This is a genomic window from Pseudomonas sp. 2848, from assembly GCF_003253945.1.
GTDB lineage: Bacteria > Pseudomonadota > Gammaproteobacteria > Pseudomonadales > Pseudomonadaceae > Aquipseudomonas.
This window is the reverse complement of sequence record NZ_QKZD01000008.1, coordinates 194,837-211,413: the sequence shown is the minus strand read 5'-3', so window position 1 is coordinate 211,413 and position 16,577 is coordinate 194,837. Positions and strand designations below refer to the sequence as shown.

Below are 16,577 nucleotides of genomic sequence, written 5' to 3'. Positions count from 1 at the left end.
GGAAGATGACATTGCACAGGTTCATCATTAAGAGGGGATTATGAACCGATTTGGCGACGTTCGTCGGGCTGATAGCATCAGGCTCTGCAACGCTAGCTGCCAGTCCTAGGACCAGCTTAACCTTCAGTTAATAACCCAAGGCCAGCATGGCCTCCTTCAAAGTTCTGCCAAGGCGTCGACATGCGTGTTCTCCTGCTTTTCCTGACATTCCTGCTCGCCGGCCCCCTACAGGCCAACCCGTTCGCGGTCAAACCGGACTTCCTGCCGGTGAACGAAGCCTTCGTGCTGACTCACGACCGCCTGGAAAACGGCCAGACGCGCCTGCATTTCCAAATCAAGGACGGCTACTACCTTTACCAGAAACGCCTGAAGTTCGACGGCCTGCCATCCGAGCAGCACCCGCCCCTGCCCCAGGCCGAAAACCACCACGACGAGTTCTTCGGTGACAGCGCGGTCTACCGCACCGAACTCGAGCTGCTGCTGCCGGCCAACGCCAGCGGTGAACTGCGCCTGGGCTGGCAAGGCTGCGCGGACGCAGGGCTATGCTATCCGCCGCAGACCACGCCGATCGCCCTTGGCGGGGCGGCTGCGGCAACACCGGCTGCCGACCAGGCCAGCGACCAGGCCCTTGCCGGCACCTTGCAGCAAGACAGCCTGGCCTGGAGCCTGCTGGCCTTCTTCGGCCTGGGCCTGCTACTGGCCTTCACCCCCTGCTCGCTGCCGATGCTGCCGATCCTCGCCGGGCTGGTCCTGGGCAATGGTGCCAGCGCCCGGCGCGGCTGGTGGCTGGCCGGCGTCTATGTGCTGAGCATGGCCCTGGTGTACGCCGCACTCGGCGTGATCGCCGCGCTGCTGGGCGCCAGCCTGCAGGCCTGGCTGCAACAACCCTGGCTGCTGGGCAGCCTGGCGGGCCTGTTCGTACTACTCGCCCTGCCCATGTTCGGCGCTTTCGAACTGCAACTGCCCGCCGCCCTGCGCGACCGCCTGGATCGCGCCGGGCAAGGCACCCGTGGCGGCAACCTGTATGGCGCGGCGCTGCTGGGCGCCCTGTCGGGCTTGCTGCTGGGCCCCTGCATGACCGCGCCACTGGCCGGCGCGCTGCTGTTCATCGCCCAGAGCGGCGACGTGCTGCAAGGGGCGCTGGTATTGTTTGCCCTCGGCCTGGGCATGGGCGTCCCGCTGTTGCTGCTGGTCACCCTGGGCAATCGCTACCTGCCACGCCCGGGCGCCTGGATGAACCTGGTCAAGGGCCTGTTCGGCTTCGTGTTCCTGGCCATGGCCCTGTACACCGTGCGCGGCCTGCTGGCGGAAACGCTGGTACTGGCCCTGGCCGGCGCCTGGTTGATCGCCCTGGGCTGGGCCGCCTGGCCTGCCTTGCAGCGCCTGCCCGCCTTGCGTGCAATCCCCCTCTTGGGGGCGCTGTGGGGTGGCCTGTTGCTGGTGGGCGCCGCAGCCGGTGGCAATGATGTGTGGCAGCCTTTGCAGCCTTTTGCCGGCAAGAGCACGGCCACGGCCCCCGCCAGCGGCCACGACGCCTTTGTCACCGTCAGCGCACCGGCCGAGCTGCAACGTGAACTCGATGCCGCCAAGGCACGTGGACAGTGGGTACTGGTGGACTACTACGCCGACTGGTGCGTGTCGTGCAAAGTCATGGAGAAACAGGTGTTCGCCCGTGCCGATGTCCAGACCAGTCTTGACGGCGTACACCTGCTGCGCCTGGATGTGACCGCCGACTCCCCGGCCAGCCGCGAGTTGCTGCAACGCTACCAGGTGCCGGGCCCGCCCAGCCTGATCTGGGTCGGCCCGGAGGGCGACGAGCGCCGCGCCCGCCGTATCACCGGTGAAATCGACGCCGCCGGATTACTCCAGCACTGGGCCCAGACCAGGAGCCAAGGCTGATGCTCACCATCACCCTCGGGCCGCTGACCATGGCCCTCAACCACCTGCTGCTGCTTGCCGCGCTGGGCATCGCCAGCCTGGTCGGCTGGCGGGTCGCCAGGCGCGGAGGCGAAAACCCGGAGTCGGCGCTGTTCAACCTGTTCCTGCTGGGCTTGCTGTTCGCCCGCCTGGGTTTCGTCCTCGCCTACTGGCCGATGTACCGTGACGACCTGCTGCAAATAATCGATATCCGCGACGGCGGCTTCCTGCTCTGGGGTGGGCTGCTGGGCATCGTGCTCGGCACCCTGTGGCAAGGCTGGCGCCGCCCGGGCCTGCGCCGCCCGCTGGGCTGGGCGCTGTTCAGCGGCGCCCTGTTCTGGGGGCTGGCCAGCCTGGCCAGCCATCTCTACAGCAAGGGCACCGAACTGCCCGACATGAGCCTGCGCGACAGCCGCGGCCAGGCGGTGGCCCTGCACGACTACCGCGGCCGCCCACTGGTCATCAACATCTGGGCTACCTGGTGCCCGCCCTGCCGCCGCGAGATGCCGGTGCTGCAACAGGCCGAGGACGACTACCCCCACGTGACCTTCCTGTTCGTCAACCAGGGGGAAACCCCCGAGAACGTCAGCACCTTCATGGCCACCACCGGCCTGACCCTCTCCAACGTGCTGTTCGACGGCACCGGCGAGCTGGCCCGCAAGGTCGGCTCCATGGCCCTGCCCACCACCCTGTTCTACAACGCCGAAGGGCGGCTGGTCGGCAGCCACCTGGGCGAACTGTCGCGCGCCAGCCTGCGCCACGCCCTGGAACCCTTCGAACGCGCCGATGCGCCCGCCCCACAAGGAAACTGACATGCGATTGAATGCGCTGCTGCCCCTGACCCTCGCCCTGCTCGCCACACCCACGCTGCAAGCCGAGGAACTGCCCAAGGCGATCCAGCAACTGCAGGCCAAGGGCGCCGTGATCAAGGGTAGTTTCGATGCCCCCGACGGCATGCGCGGCTATGCCGCCGAGTACCACAACAACGGTATTGCCCTGTACCTCACCCCCGACGGCAAGCACGTCTTGGTGGGCAGCCTGTTCGACGAGCAAGGCAAGGACCTCAGCGCCGAGCCGCTGGAAAAACTGGTGTACGCACCGATGAGCAAGGCAGTGTGGGCGAAGATGGAAAAGACCGCCTGGATCCAGGACGGCAAGGTCGACGCGCCGCGTACCGTCTACCTGTTCAGCGACCCCAACTGCCCCTACTGCAACATGTTCTGGCAACAGGCCCGGCCTTGGGTCGAATCGGGCAAGGTGCAGCTGCGCCACATCATGGTCGGCATCATCCGCGAGGACAGCCCGGGCAAGTCCGCTGCGCTGCTCGCGGCCAAGGACCCGGCCAAGACCTTGCACGAACACGAGAAGGCCGGCAAGGCCAGCACGCTCAAGGCGTTGGACAAGGTGCCGGAGGCGATACAGATGAAGCTCGAGGCGAACCTGGCGTTGATGGAGGAACTGGGCCTGGCGGCAACCCCGGCGATCTTCTATCAGGACGAGCAGGGGCAATTGCAGAGCCAGCAAGGCGCGCCACGGCCGGAGATGCTCGGGAAGATCCTCGGCAAACGCTGAAAACCATCGCGGGGCAAGGCGCACCGCTGCTCCCATGTGGGAGCGGCGGTGCGCCTTGCCCCGCGACGACCTTTACAACGCCTCCAACTCCGCCATCAGGTCGCTCAACCGATCGACCTTGGCGTCATCCAGCGCGCTGTCCTGCAGCCCGCGCACATAGTCCGCCAGCTCTTCCACCGTGCTGCACTCGAACATTGCCCGCAACGGCACGTTCAACTGCAGGGCCTTCTGCACCCGCGAGGCGATCTGCGTTGCCAGCAGCGAATGCCCGCCCAGCTCGAAGAAGTTGTCGCGCACACCCACCCGCTCGGCCTTGAGCACATCGGCCCAGATCCCGGCGAGCGTCTCTTCAAGCTCGTTGCGCGGTGCCAGGTAGGCCTGGCTGTGCTGGCCACCGATATCGATGACCGGCAGCGCCTTGCGGTCAAGCTTGCCGTTGGCGTTGTGCGGCAGGCTGTCGAACCAGCCCCAGTGCAGCGGCACCATGTACTCCGGCAACTCGCCGCGCAGGCGCTGCTTGAGCTGGTCGAGCAGCGCGGCGTCGGCACTGACGCCCTGGTGCGCCACCAGGTAGCCGACCAGGTGCTTGCCGTTGACGCCCTCCTGCACGCCCACCGCGGCATCACGCAGCTCTGGCTGTTCGTGCAGGCGCGCCTCGATCTCGCCCAGCTCGATGCGGTAGCCACGGATCTTCACCTGATGGTCGATGCGCCCGACGTATTCCAGCACGCCATCCGGACGGCGCCGGGCCAGGTCGCCGGTGCGGTACAGGCGCTCACCAGGCGCACCGTACGGATGCGGTATGAAGGCCTGGGCGGTGCGCAGCGGATCGCCGACATAGCCACGGCCCACACCAGTACCGGCGACGCACAGCTCACCCACCGCGCCCAGCGGCACCAGGGTCTGGTCTTCGCCGAGCAGGTACAGGCGGTTGTTGTCGGTCGGTGTGCCGATCGGCAGGTAGCTACCCTGGGTCGAGGCGGCATCGACGCGGAAGAACGCCACGTCGTCCGAGCACTCCGCCGGGCCGTAGGCGTTGACCAGGCCGATGGCCGGGTAGCGCTGCAACCACTGGGCCGCGAGCTCGGGCGGCATGGCCTCGCCGGTCGGCAGCATCCAGCGCAGCCCATCGAGCGCCTGGCGATCGTTGGCCAGCATGCCCTGGATCAACGACGGCACACTCTCCAGCACGGTGATGCCGGTGGCCTGCACATGGCTCAGCAGGCCTTGCGGATCATGGGCGATGGCGTTCGGCACGATCTCCACGCGGGCCCCGAACAGCGGTGCGGCGAGGAACTGCCAGACCGAGATGTCGAAGCTCTGCGAGGCGGTCTGGGCAATCACGTCCTGCTCGTCCAGGGCCAGGTACGGCACCTTGCTCAGCTGGTTGTTGAGCATGCCGCGCTGCTCGACCATCACGCCCTTGGGCAGGCCGGTGGAGCCGGAGGTGTAGATCACGTAGGCAAGGTTGTCCGGCGCGCTGTGGATGCCAAGGTTGTGGCTGGCCACGTTGCTTGCCTGCACGTCTTCCCAGACCAGCAGCTTTGGCCGCGCCGCGCCCGCCACTTCATCGAGCAGCTGGCGCGCCTGCTCGGCGCAGGCCGCGCTGCACACCAGCACCGGCGTGCGGCTCAGCTCGACGATGCGTTGCAGGCGCGCCGCCGGCAGGCCCGGGTCCAGCGGCAGGTAGCCGGCGCCGGCCTTGAAGCTGCCGACGATCATGCCCAGCAGCGCCAGGCCGCGCTCGGCCAGCAGCGCCACCGGTTGGTCGATGGCCACGCCGGCCGCGACCAGGGCATGACCCAGCCGGTTGGCCGCCACGTTCAGGCCCGCATAGTCGTAAGCGGCCGCCTCGCAGCGGGCGACGGTGCGCTGCGGATGCGCGGCCACCCGCGCCTCGAACAGCTCGACGTAGCTCTGCTCCAGCGCATAGGCATGCTCGGTACGGTTGCAGTCCTCGAGCAGGAAGCGTTGTTCGTCGGCCCCCAGCAGCGGCAGCTCGCCGACCTCGCCGTCGAAGCCCTCGACCAGCGCCAGCAGCAGGCGCTTGAATTCGGCGAGCAGGCGCTCGACGGTCGGGTAGTCGAAGTAGCGCTGGTCGAACGACAGGTGCAGGCCCAGGTCATCGCCCGGGTAGCACACCGCGGTCAGCGGGAAGTTGGTGTGGGTCCGGCCCGAGTCGGAGCTGGCGTCCAGGTGCTGGGCGTGGTCGAGCACCGCCGTTTCCACCGGGGCGTTCTCGAACACGAACAGGCTGTCGAACAACGGCTGGCCCTTGGGCAGTTCGCTGCATTCCTGGATCGCCACCAGCGGCAGGTACTCGTACTCACGCAACTGCATGTTGCGATCGAGCAAGCCTTGCAGCCACTGGCGCACGCTGCTGCGCTCGCCCGGCTGCGGCAACTGCACGCGCAGGGCGATGCTGTTGATGAACAGGCCGACCGTGCGCTGCATCTGCGGCAGGCTCACCGGACGCCCGGCCACGGTGACGCCGAACACCACGTCGCGCTCGCCGCTGTAACGGGCCAGGGTCAGCGCCCAGGCCGCCTGGGCGAAGGTGTTGACCGTCAGTTGGTGGGCCTGGGCCAGATCACGCAGGCGGGCGCCCTCGCTCACTTGCAGGCGGGTGTAGCAGTCACCCACGACCATGCCGTCTCCGGCGTGGTCATGGCGCAGCGGACGGTCGCTGGGGATCGCCGTGGCGCGCTCGAAGCCGGCCAGGTTGGCCTGCCACCACTGGCGCGCCTCGTCGAGGTCCTGGCGCTGCAGCCAGCCGATGTAGTCGCGGTAGCGCGGCGGCACCGGCAACTGGGCCTGGCGCCCTTCGCCCAGGGCCTGGTAGATCTCGAAGAAGTCGTTCATCAGCAGCGAGCGGCACCAGGCATCGATGAGGATGTGGTGGTTGCTCATCATGAACCAGTAACGCGCATCGTCCACACGTACCAGGCGCAGGTGGAACGGTGCTTCGCGCAGCAGCTCGAAGCCGGCCTCGCGCTCCTCCTTGTGCAACGCTTGCAGGCGCGCTTCCTGGGTGTGCTCGTCGAGGCCGCGCCAGTCCTGATAGTCCACCGCGGTCTTGCCGGGTTTGTGGATGATCTGCAGCATCGCTTCGCCGGCGTTCCAGCTGAACGAGGCGCGCAACGCCTCATGCCGCGCCACCACCGCCTGCCAGGCCTGGGCGAAGCGCTTGGGGTCGAGGGCGCTGTTGATGCGGTAGCGGTCCTGCATGTAGTAGATGCCGGTGCCCGGCTCGAGCAGGGTGTGCAGCAGCAGGCCTTCCTGCATCGGCGTCAGCGGGTAGACGTCCTCGATCTCGGCGGCCGGGATCGGCAGCGCGTCGATCTGCTCCTGGGTCAGTTGCGCCAGCGGGAAGTCCGAGGGGGTGAAGCTGCCATTGCCGTCCGCCAGGCAGTGGGCGACCAGGGCCAGCAGCTCCTGGCGATAGGCCTCGGCCAAGCGGGCGATGGTCGCCTCGTCATAGCGCTCGGCACTGAAGCTCCAGCGCAGTTGCAGCGCGCCGCCGTAGACCTGGCCATCGACGCTCAGCCAGTTCGGCAGCGGCGCATCCAGGTCATGGGCCAGGCCCGCCGGGACGTCCAGCGGCTGGAACAGGGCCGCCTGGTCGAACTGCTGGTCGAACTGGCCGAGGTAGTTGAAGGTGATCCGCGCCTGGGGCAAGGCGGCCATGCGCTCACGCCCGGCCTCGTCGGCCAGGTAGCGCAGCACACCGTAGCCCTGGCCTTTGTGCGGTACCTGGCGCAGTTGTTCCTTGATGCGCTTGATCGACGCGGCGCGACCAACTTCGCCCTCAACCATTACGGGGCTCAGGCTCAGTGGGTAGGCGTTGGTGAACCAGCCGACGCTGCGGGTCAGGTCCATGTCCTCGAACAGACCATCGCGGCCATGGCCTTCCAGCTGCACCAGCACCTGCTCGTCGCCGCTCCAGTGGCACAGCGTGCGCGCCAGGGCGGTCAACAGCAAGTCGTTGACCTGGGTGTGGTAGGCCGCCGGCGCCTGTTGCAACAGTTGCCGGGTCTGTTCCACGTTCAGGTCGATGGCAAGGCTGCGGGCATGGCGGTGCAGGTTGCCGCCCTGGGGATGATCGCAGGGCAGTTCGCGACGGGCGTTGCCCAGTTGCGCTTCCCACCAGCCCAGCTCGTCGCGCAGCGAATCGCTGCCGGCATAGCTGGCCAGGCGCGCCGCCCAGTCGCCCATGGCATGGGTCTTGGCGGCCAGGGTTTCACCGCGGTACAGCGCCTGCAGGTCTTCCAGCAGGACGCGCCAGGACACGCCATCGACCACCAGGTGGTGGATCGCCAGCAGCAGGCGCTGGGCGCCCTGGTCATCGCTGACCAGCAAGGCGCGCAGCAGCGGCCCCTCGGCAAGGTCGAGGCTGCGCTGCACATCGGTATACAGCGCCTGGCAGTCCTCGAAGTCGGTCACGGTCGCGGTCCACAGCAACGGCTGGGCACACGACTGGGCATACTCGCCCTGCCAGCGGCCATTGGCATGGCCGAAGCGCAGCCGCAGGCTGTCGTGGTGCTCGACCAGCGCGGCCAGGGCATGCTCCAGTGCCTCGGCCTGCAGCGGCTGACGCGCCTGCAGCAGCACCGCCTGGTTCCAGTGCTGCGGTTGCGGCACTTCGCTGTCGAAGAACCAGTGCTGGATCGGCGTCAGCCCGGTGCGTCCCTGACGTGCGCCCTGCTCGATCGCGCTCGGCGCCTCGCTGCGGGTCACCACGGCCGCCAGGGTCTGGATAGTCTGGTGCTGGAACAGGTCACGCGGGGTGAACTGCAGCCCCAGCTGGCGGGCACGGCTGACCACCTGAATCGACAGGATCGAGTCGCCGCCCAGTTCGAAGAAGTTGTCTTGCACACCGATGCGCGGCAGGTTGAGCACTTCGCGCCAGATCTGCGCGAGTTGGCCTTCCAGCTCATTGGCCGGCGCCTGGTAATGCTGGCGCGCCTGCTCCAGATCCGGGGCCGGCAACGCGCGGCGGTCGAGCTTGCCGTTGCCCATCAGCGGCAGGCTGTCGAGCAGCACCAGGTGCGCCGGCACCATGTAGTCGGGCAGGTGCTGGCGGGCGTCCGCCTTGACCGCCTCGCGCAACAGGGCCTGGGCCTCGCCGTCGGCGCTGGCCTGCGGGCACACCAGGTAACCCACCAGCTGCTTGCCACCCGGCAGGTCGAGGGCCAGGACTACCGCTTCCTCGACGTCGGCGTGCTCCTGCAGGCGGCTCTCGATCTCGCCCAGCTCGATACGGAAGCCACGGATCTTCACCTGCTGGTCGGCACGGCCGACATACTCCACCAGGCCATCGGCGCGCAGGCGTACCAGGTCGCCGGTACGGTACAGGCGACCGCCGGCATGGCTGAACGGGTCGGCGACGAAACGCTCGGCGCTCAGGCCCGGACGGTCGTGGTAACCCTGGGCCAGGCCCGCGCCACCCACGTACAGCTCACCGATACCGCCCTGTGGCAAAAGGGCCAGATCGTCGTCGAGGATGTAGGCGGTGCGGGCACCGATGACCCGGCCGATCGGCACGCTGCCGGCGTCGACGGGTATCTGCTCCGGCGCCAGACAGGCCAGTGGCATCACCACGGTTTCGGTCGGACCGTAGGCATTGAAGAACTGCCGCGGCGCAAAAGCCTGGCGGATGCGTTGCAGGTGCTCGCCGGTCAAGGCCTCGCCACCAGTGATCACCAGGCGCACCGGCAATTGCTCGCCCTGCCCGGCCAGGTACTGGGCCAACTGGCTGCCGTAGCTCGGGGTGAAACCGAGCACGCTGACCTGCTGTTCACGCACCAGTTGGCAGATCTCCTCGGCGCCCCACTGGCCCTGGGCACGCAACACCACGCGGGCACCGCACAGCAGCGGCACCAGCAGGCGCTCGCTGGCGGCGTCGAAGTTGATCGAATAGAAGTGCAGCTCGCAGTCGTCGCTGCGCATGCCGAACTCGGCGATCACCGCCTTGCAGTGCATGGCGATTTCACCGTGGCTGACCACCACGCCCTTGGGCTTGCCGGTGGAACCGGAGGTGTAGATCAGGTAGGCCTGGTGCTGCGGCAGGTTGAGGTTGTCCAGGGCGGCGTCGCTGTAGGCGGACAGGCTCGCGGCATCGTCCTCCAGGCTCCAGCGGGCGACGCCCGGCGGCAGTTCGCCCAGGGTGTCGAGCAACGCCCGCTGGCCGATCAGAAGGCCCAGGCGGCTGTCCTCGATCATGTAGCGCAGGCGGTCGAGCGGGTATTCCGGGTCCAGCGGCACGTAGGCGCCACCGGCCTTGAGGATGGCCAGCAGGCCGACCACCATCTCCAGCGATCGCTCCAGCGCCAGGCCCACCCGCACCTGCGGGCCGACGCCGCGCTCGCGCAGGGCGCGGGCCAGGCGGTTGGCCTGCTGGTCGAGCTCGGCGTAGCTCAGGTGCTGGCCGGCAAAAGTCAGGGCCTGGGCCTGCGGGGTGCGTTCGGCCTGGGCGGCGAACAGCCCGTGCAGCGTCCGGTCCAGCGCGAAATCCTGCTCGCCCTGCAACTGGCCGATCAGCACCTGCTGCTCGGCATCAGCCAGCATCGGCAGTTCGCACAGGCGCTGCTGCGGATCGTCGATCAGCGCCACCAGCAACTGCTGCCAGTGCTCGGCCATGCGCGCGATGCGCGGTTCATCGAACAAGTCGCGGCTGTAGGTGAAGCAGCAGCCCAGGCGGCCGTCGAGGTCGGTGACCTCCAGGTACAGGTCGAACTTGGTGGCGCTGGCGTCGTTGACCAGATAGTCCACCTGCATGCCCACCAGCTCACGGCTCTGCTGGAAGGCCCAGCGCTGCACGTTGCACATCACCTGGAACAACGGGTTGTAGGCGCTCGAACGCGGCGGCTGCAAGGCCTCGACCAGTTGCTCGAACGGCAGGTCCTGGTGCGACTGGCCATCGATGATGGTCTGGCGCACCTGGTCGAGCAGCGCGCCGGCGCTCATCTGCCCATCCAGCTCGCAGCGCAGCACCTGGGTATTGAGGAAGGCGCCGATCAGCCCTTCGCTTTCCGGGCGGATGCGGTTGGCCACCGGCGCGCCGATGCGCAGGTCGCGCTGGCCGCTGTAGCGGTGCAGCAACGCGGCCAGGGTGGCGGTCATGGTCATGAACAGGGTCAGGCCGCGCTGGCTGTTGAAGGCATGCACGCGCTTGACCAGCGCCGGATCCAGGTCGAAGCGGTACAGCTCGCCGCGGTGGCTCTGCACCGCCGGGCGTGGGTGGTCGGCGGGCAATGCCAGCACCGGGTGCTCGTCGCCCAGGCGGTCCTTCCAGTAAGCCAGCTGGCGATCGCCCTCGCCGCTTTCCAGCCATTGGCGCTGCCACACGCTGTAGTCGAGGTATTGCACAGGCAGCGGCGCCAGCGGCGACTCGCGCTCGTCGACGAAGGCCTCGTACAGCTCGCCCAGTTCGCGGGCGAAGATGTCCATGGCCCAGCCTTCGGTGACGATATGGTGCAGGGTCAGGACGAAGTAGTGCTCACGCTCGCCAGCCTTGACCAGGCAGGCGCGCAGCAGCGGACCGCGCTCCAGGTCGAACGGCTGGTGCGCCTGATCATCGGCCAGTTGTTGCAGGCGTTGCTGGCGGGCCTCGTCGGCCAGGGTACTGAAGTCATGCCAGTGCAGTTGCACGTGGCTGTCATCGGCCACGCACTGGTAAGGCTTGCCGTCGATGCTGGGGAAGGTGGTGCGCAGGGTTTCGTGACGCACGATCAACGCCTGCAAGGCGCGCTCGAAGGCGTCCACATGCAGCGCGCCCTGGAAGCGGGCCATGCCGCCGACGTTGTAGGCGGGGCTGTGCGGATCCATCTGCCAGAGGAACCACATGCGCTGCTGCGAGTATGACAGCGGCACCGCCTGGCGGCGGTCGACACGGGCGATGGCGCCTTGCAGGTTGCGTGCGCCGCAGCCCCGCAGACGGGCAATCTCGGCGCAGAACGCGCCTAGCTCGCTGGCCTCGAACAAGGCCTTGAGCGGCAACTCGACATCCAGCGCCTGGCGGGTGCGCGAGACGATCTGGGTGGCCAGCAGCGAGTGGCCGCCGAGGGCGAAGAAGTCATCCTGCAAGCCGACCTGCGGCCGGCCCAGCACCTCGCGCCAGATCGCCGCGACCTGTTGTTGCAACGCGCTTTGCGGCTCGACATGTTCACGTTGCTGCCAGACCGGGGCCGGCAGCGCCTTGCGATCGACCTTGCCGCTCGGCCCCAGGGGCATCTGCGCAAGATGGATGAGTTGTGCCGGCACCATGTAGGCCGGCAGGCGCTCGGCCAATGCGGCCAGCAGCGCCTCGGTCTGCTCGACACCACTGTAGTAGCCCACCAGCTGGGCACCGACGGCATCCTTGTGGATCAGCACCAGTGCCTGGGCGACACCCGGCTCGGCCAGCAGCACCGCCTGCACCTCCTCCGGCTCGACGCGGAAGCCGCGCACCTTGACCTGCTGGTCGAGGCGCCCCAGGTACTCCAGGGCCTGGCTCGGCACATGCCAGCGGGCGCGGTCGCCGCTGCGGTACAGCCGTGCGCCGTCGCCATCGGGCTGCGGCACGAAGCGCTCGGCGGTCAGCCCCGGGCGGCCGAGGTAGCCGCGGGCCAGGCCCGCGCCCCCCAGGCACAGCTCGCCGGGCACGCCCGGCGCGGTCAACTCGAACTCATCGTCCAGCACCCGGCACAGCACGTTGCCCAGCGGGCGACCAATGGGCGAGCGCTCGCCGTCATTCGCCTGGCAGCGCCAGTGGGTGACGTTGATCGCGGTTTCGGTCGGGCCGTAGCGGTTGTGCAGTTGCGCCTGTGGCAGCAGTTGCAGCACGCGGTCACGCAAGGCCGCGGACAGCGCCTCGCCACCGGAGAACAACCGGCGCAGGCTGGTGCAGCCGGCGGCCAACGGCTCCTGGACGAACACCTGCAGCAACGGCGGCACGAAGTGCAGCGTGGTCACCGCGTGTTGCTGGATCAGCTGGGCGATGCGCTGCGGATCACGATGTTCGCCGGGGCCGGCCAGGACCAGCTTGCAACCGGTGAGCAGCGGCCAGAAGCACTCCCACACCGACACGTCGAAGCTGATCGGCGCCTTCTGCATCAGCACGTCGCTGCCATCCAGCGCATAGCTGGCCTGCATCCACTGCAGGCGCTCGGCCAGCGCGGCATGGGTATTGCCTACGCCCTTGGGCTGGCCGGTGGAACCGGAGGTGTAGATCACATAGGCCAAGTTGTCGCCGTGCAGGTGCAGGCCGGGGGCCTGGCTTGGCCAACTGTCCAGGTGCAGCTGGTCGAGGGCGATGGCGCTCACGCCTTCGACCTGCGGCAGTTTGTCGAGCAGGCTGCTGTGGCTGAGCAGCAGGCCGGCCTGGCAATCACCGAGCATGTAGGCCAGGCGCTCGGCCGGGTAGTCGGTATCCAGCGGCACGTAGGCGCCACCGGCCTTGAGAATGGCCAGCAGGCCGACCAGCAGCTGCGGCGAACGCTCCAGGGCAATCGCCACGCAAGTGTCCGGACCGACGCCCTTGTCGCGCAGGTAGTGCGCCAGGCGGTTGGCCTGCTGGTGCAGTTCGGCATAGCTCAGCTGACCACCCTCCCACACCAGCGCGGTGCGTTCGGGGGTCATGCGGGCCTGTTCATTGAGTTGCTCGACCAGCAGGCGCGGCGCGCTCGCCATGGGCGCCTGGCCCCACTCGAGCAGTTGCGTCTGGCTGTGCTCGTCGAGCAGGCGCACCTCGCCGAGGGGCAACTGCGGCTCGGCGCAGACCTGCTCGAGCAAGGCCAGCAGATGGCTGGCCAGGCGTTTGACGGTGGCCGCCTCGAACAATCCGGCGGCGTAGTCGAAGGCCAGCGTCAGGCGGCCCTGGTGGTCTTCCTCGCTGTGCAACTGCAGGTCGAACTTGGCTTCGCGGCTGTGCCAGGGCAGCTCTTCGGCCAGCACGCCGGGCAGGCGGCGCAACGCCGACAGGTCGCGTTGCTGGTGATTGAACATGACCTGGAACAGACCCTGTTCACGGGCCTGCGGCAGCGCCTCGAGCAGTTGCTCGAAGGGCAGGTCCTGATGGGCCTGGGCCTCGAGTGTGACCTGGCGTGCCTGGGCCAGCAGCCCGGCGAACGGCAGACGGCCGTCGAGCTCGGCGCGCAGCACCTGGGTGTTGATGAAAAAACCGACCATGCCCTGGGTTTCCAGGCGCGGACGGTTGGCATTGGGCACGCCGATACGGATATCGCCTTGGCCGCTGTAGCGGTGCAGCAGGGCCTGCCAGCCGGCCAGCAGGACCATGAACAGGCTGGCCTGCTGGTCGCGGGCCAGATCCTTGAGGGCGCTGGTCAGCGCCGCAGGCACCTTGAGCGTGTGGCGCGCGGCAAGGCTGTGCTGCCGGCTGGCGCGGGGCTGGTCGGTACACAGGTCGAGCACCGGCAGTTCATCACCCAGCTTGTTCTTCCAGTAGTCGAGCTGGCGGGCGCTTTCGCCATCGGCCAGCCACTGGCGCTGCCACTGGCCGTAGTCGGCGTAGCCCAGCGTCAGTTCGGGCAGTTGCACAGCCTGGCCCTGGGCCGCGTACAGACGGGCGAACTCATCCAGCAGGATGTTCAGCGACCAGCCGTCGGCGACGATGTGGTGCAGGGTCACCCACAGCTGGTGCTCTTCGTCGTCCAGGCGGGCCAGGGTCACCCGCAGGAGCGGACCCTGGCGCAGATCGAACGGCTGCTGCGCCTCATCCTCGCGGCGCGCGGCCACCTCGGCGGGAGACAGCCCTTCGAGCTCCAGATGACGCAGGGTGAACGCCTGGCTCGGGAGGATGCGTTGCACGGCCTGGCCGTCGACTTCGTCGAACAGCGTGCGCAAGGATTCATGGCGTGCCACCAGAGCCTGGAAGCTGGCCTGCAGCGCCGCGACATCCAGCTCGCCGCGCAGGTGCAGGCCAGCGGGGATGTTGTAGGCGGCGGACTCCGGCTCCAGTTGCCACAACAGCCACAGGCGGTTCTGTGCCAGCGATTGCGGCAGGGCCTGGTCGCGAGCCTGGGTTTCGATGGTGCCGGCGGCGCTGCCACCTTCGGCGAGGACGGCCGCCACGGCGGCGCTGTACTCGGCCAGGGTCGGTGCCTCGAACAGGGTACGCAGGCTGAGCTGGATGCCCAGTTCGTCACCCAGGCGCGCGGTTACCTGGGTGGCCGCGATGGAGTTACCACCCAGCAGCAGGAAGTGGTCGTCCGCCGCCACCGCCTCGACCTTGAGCAGTTCACGCCAGATACCCGCGATCCGTGCCTGCAGGTCGTCACCGGCCACGCCATTGCCCTGCTCCGTTTGCGCCGTCGGGAACCGCGCATAGATATCCAGGCTGCCGTCGTTCATACGCAGGCGGCAGGCCGAGCGCTGCAGCTTGCCGCTGGAGGTCTTGGGCAAGGCGCCCGGGTTGAGCAGCAACACCACGGCCGGCGCCTGGCGACAGGCATCGGCAATGACCCGGCGCAGGGTATTGATCAGCGCCTCGGGCGTGTGCGCCTTCTGCACATTGCGGCTGATCTCCACCGCCACGCCGATGCCCTCCTCGCCCTGGTCGTCGACGGCGAACACCGCCACCCGGCCCTTGCGCAGCACCTCGACCTCACGCTCCAGGGTCTTTTCCAAGTCTTGTGGGTAGAGGTTCTGGCCACGGACGATGAGCATGTCCTTCAGGCGCCCGGTGACAAACACTTCGCCGTCGCGCATGAAGCCCAGGTCGCCGGTGCGCAGCCAGGTCTGGCCTTCCATCTCGACGAAGGTGCGGGCGCTGGCCTCGGGGTTGCGCCAGTACCCCAGGGCGATGCTCGGGCCGCCAGCCCAGATCTCGCCCACCTGATTGTCAGCCAGCACCTGCAGTTGCTGCGGCTCGACGATACGCACCGCATGGCCCGGCTGCGGATAGCCGCAGCTCATCAGCACGCTGCCCCGGCCCGGTTCGGCACGGTTGGCGGCGAAGGCCCCGGCATCCAGTTCCAGCGCGCCGATACCCTGGCCACGGCGGCTGCCGCTGACGAACAGGGTGGCCTCGGCCAGGCCATAGCTGGCGAAGAAGCTGCTGGCGGTGAAGCCGCAGGTGGCAAACTTTTCAGCGAAGGTATCGAGACTGTCCTGGCGGATCGGCTCGGACCCCGAATAGGCCACGCGCCAGCGGCTCAGGTCCAGGCCGGCGAGCGCGGCCTCGCTGACCCGCTCGCTGCACAGCCGGTAGGCGAAGTCCGGGCCGCCACTGATGGTGCCGCCGTACTCGCTGATCGCCTGCAGCCAGCGCAATGGCCGGGCGAGGAAATAGCCCGGCGACATCAGCACGCAAGGCACGCCACTGAAGATCGGCTGCAGCAGACCACCGATCAGGCCCATGTCGTGGTACAGCGGCAGCCAACTGACGATCACGTCGTCCGGGTTCAGGTCGATGCCGAAACCGTGGCGGATCAGCTGTTCGTTGGCCACCAGGTTACCGTGGCTGACCTGCACGCCCTTGGGCAGCGCGGTGGAGCCGGAGGTGTATTGCAGGAAGGCGATGTCGCTGCCTTCCAGCACCGGCTCGCGCCACTGTGCGGCCAGTTGCGGATCCAGATGGTCCACGGCCAGCAGGCTCGGGGCGTTGGCGCCGGCCAGGGCTTCGAGGCCCTGCAAACTGCCACACAGCGCCTCTACCGTCAGCAGCAGGCGCGGCTCGGCGTCGTCGATGATCGACAGCAGGCGTTCCTGATGGTGCTGGCGCGAAGACTCCGGCGGGTAGGCCGGCACGGCGATCACCCCGGCGTACAGGCAACCGAAGAAAGCCGCGACATAGTCCGGCCCACTGGGAAACAACAGGATGGCACGCTCGCCAAACCCGGCCCTGGCCTGCAACGCCGCGGCAATGATCCGGGCGCGCTGGTCGAGGTCTCGGTAACTGAGCACCGCCTGCTCGCCGGGCGCATCAGCGAGGAAGCGCAAGGCGATGCGCTCCGGGGTCTGGGCAGCGCGTTGCGCCAGGGCCTGGACCAGCGAGTGCGGGAGTTCGAAGGCGTCCGTCATGGAATGTTCCTGCCAGTGTCTGGGTGAGTCGCGCCTGACTGACCCGCGCACGACAGGCGGGTAGTGTT

4 protein-coding genes are annotated in these 16,577 nt (G+C 68.2%); 3 read left to right on the top strand and 1 reads right to left on the bottom strand.

The features are described 5' to 3' along the window. Positions 1-180 precede the first annotated feature (180 nt). Genes dsbD through dsbG form a run of 3 tightly spaced genes read left to right on the top strand, consistent with a single transcriptional unit; the run spans position 181 to position 3,489 of the window. A complete protein-coding gene (dsbD, locus tag DFS21_RS17680) occupies positions 181-1,899 on the top strand; it encodes a protein-disulfide reductase DsbD (protein WP_110699072.1) in 1,719 nt (572 codons plus the stop codon). Further along, positions 1,899-2,729 carry a TlpA disulfide reductase family protein gene (locus DFS21_RS17675; RefSeq protein WP_111532737.1) on the top strand — a complete coding sequence of 277 codons (831 nt, stop codon included), beginning with the start codon at positions 1,899-1,901 and terminating at the stop codon, positions 2,727-2,729. Before dsbD ends, DFS21_RS17675 begins: the two co-directional genes overlap by 1 nt. 1 nt (position 2,730) lies before the next feature. Next, positions 2,731-3,489: a thiol:disulfide interchange protein DsbG gene (gene dsbG / locus DFS21_RS17670; protein WP_111532736.1), complete on the top strand. Its 759-nt coding sequence runs from the start codon at positions 2,731-2,733 to the stop codon at positions 3,487-3,489. Positions 3,490-3,561: 72 nt separating this feature from the next. Here the strand turns inward: dsbG and DFS21_RS17665 are convergent, their stop codons facing one another. Continuing rightward, a complete protein-coding gene (locus DFS21_RS17665) occupies positions 3,562-16,509 on the bottom strand; it encodes a non-ribosomal peptide synthetase (RefSeq protein ID WP_111532735.1) in 12,948 nt (4,315 codons plus the stop codon). Positions 16,510-16,577: the final 68 nt, after the last annotated feature.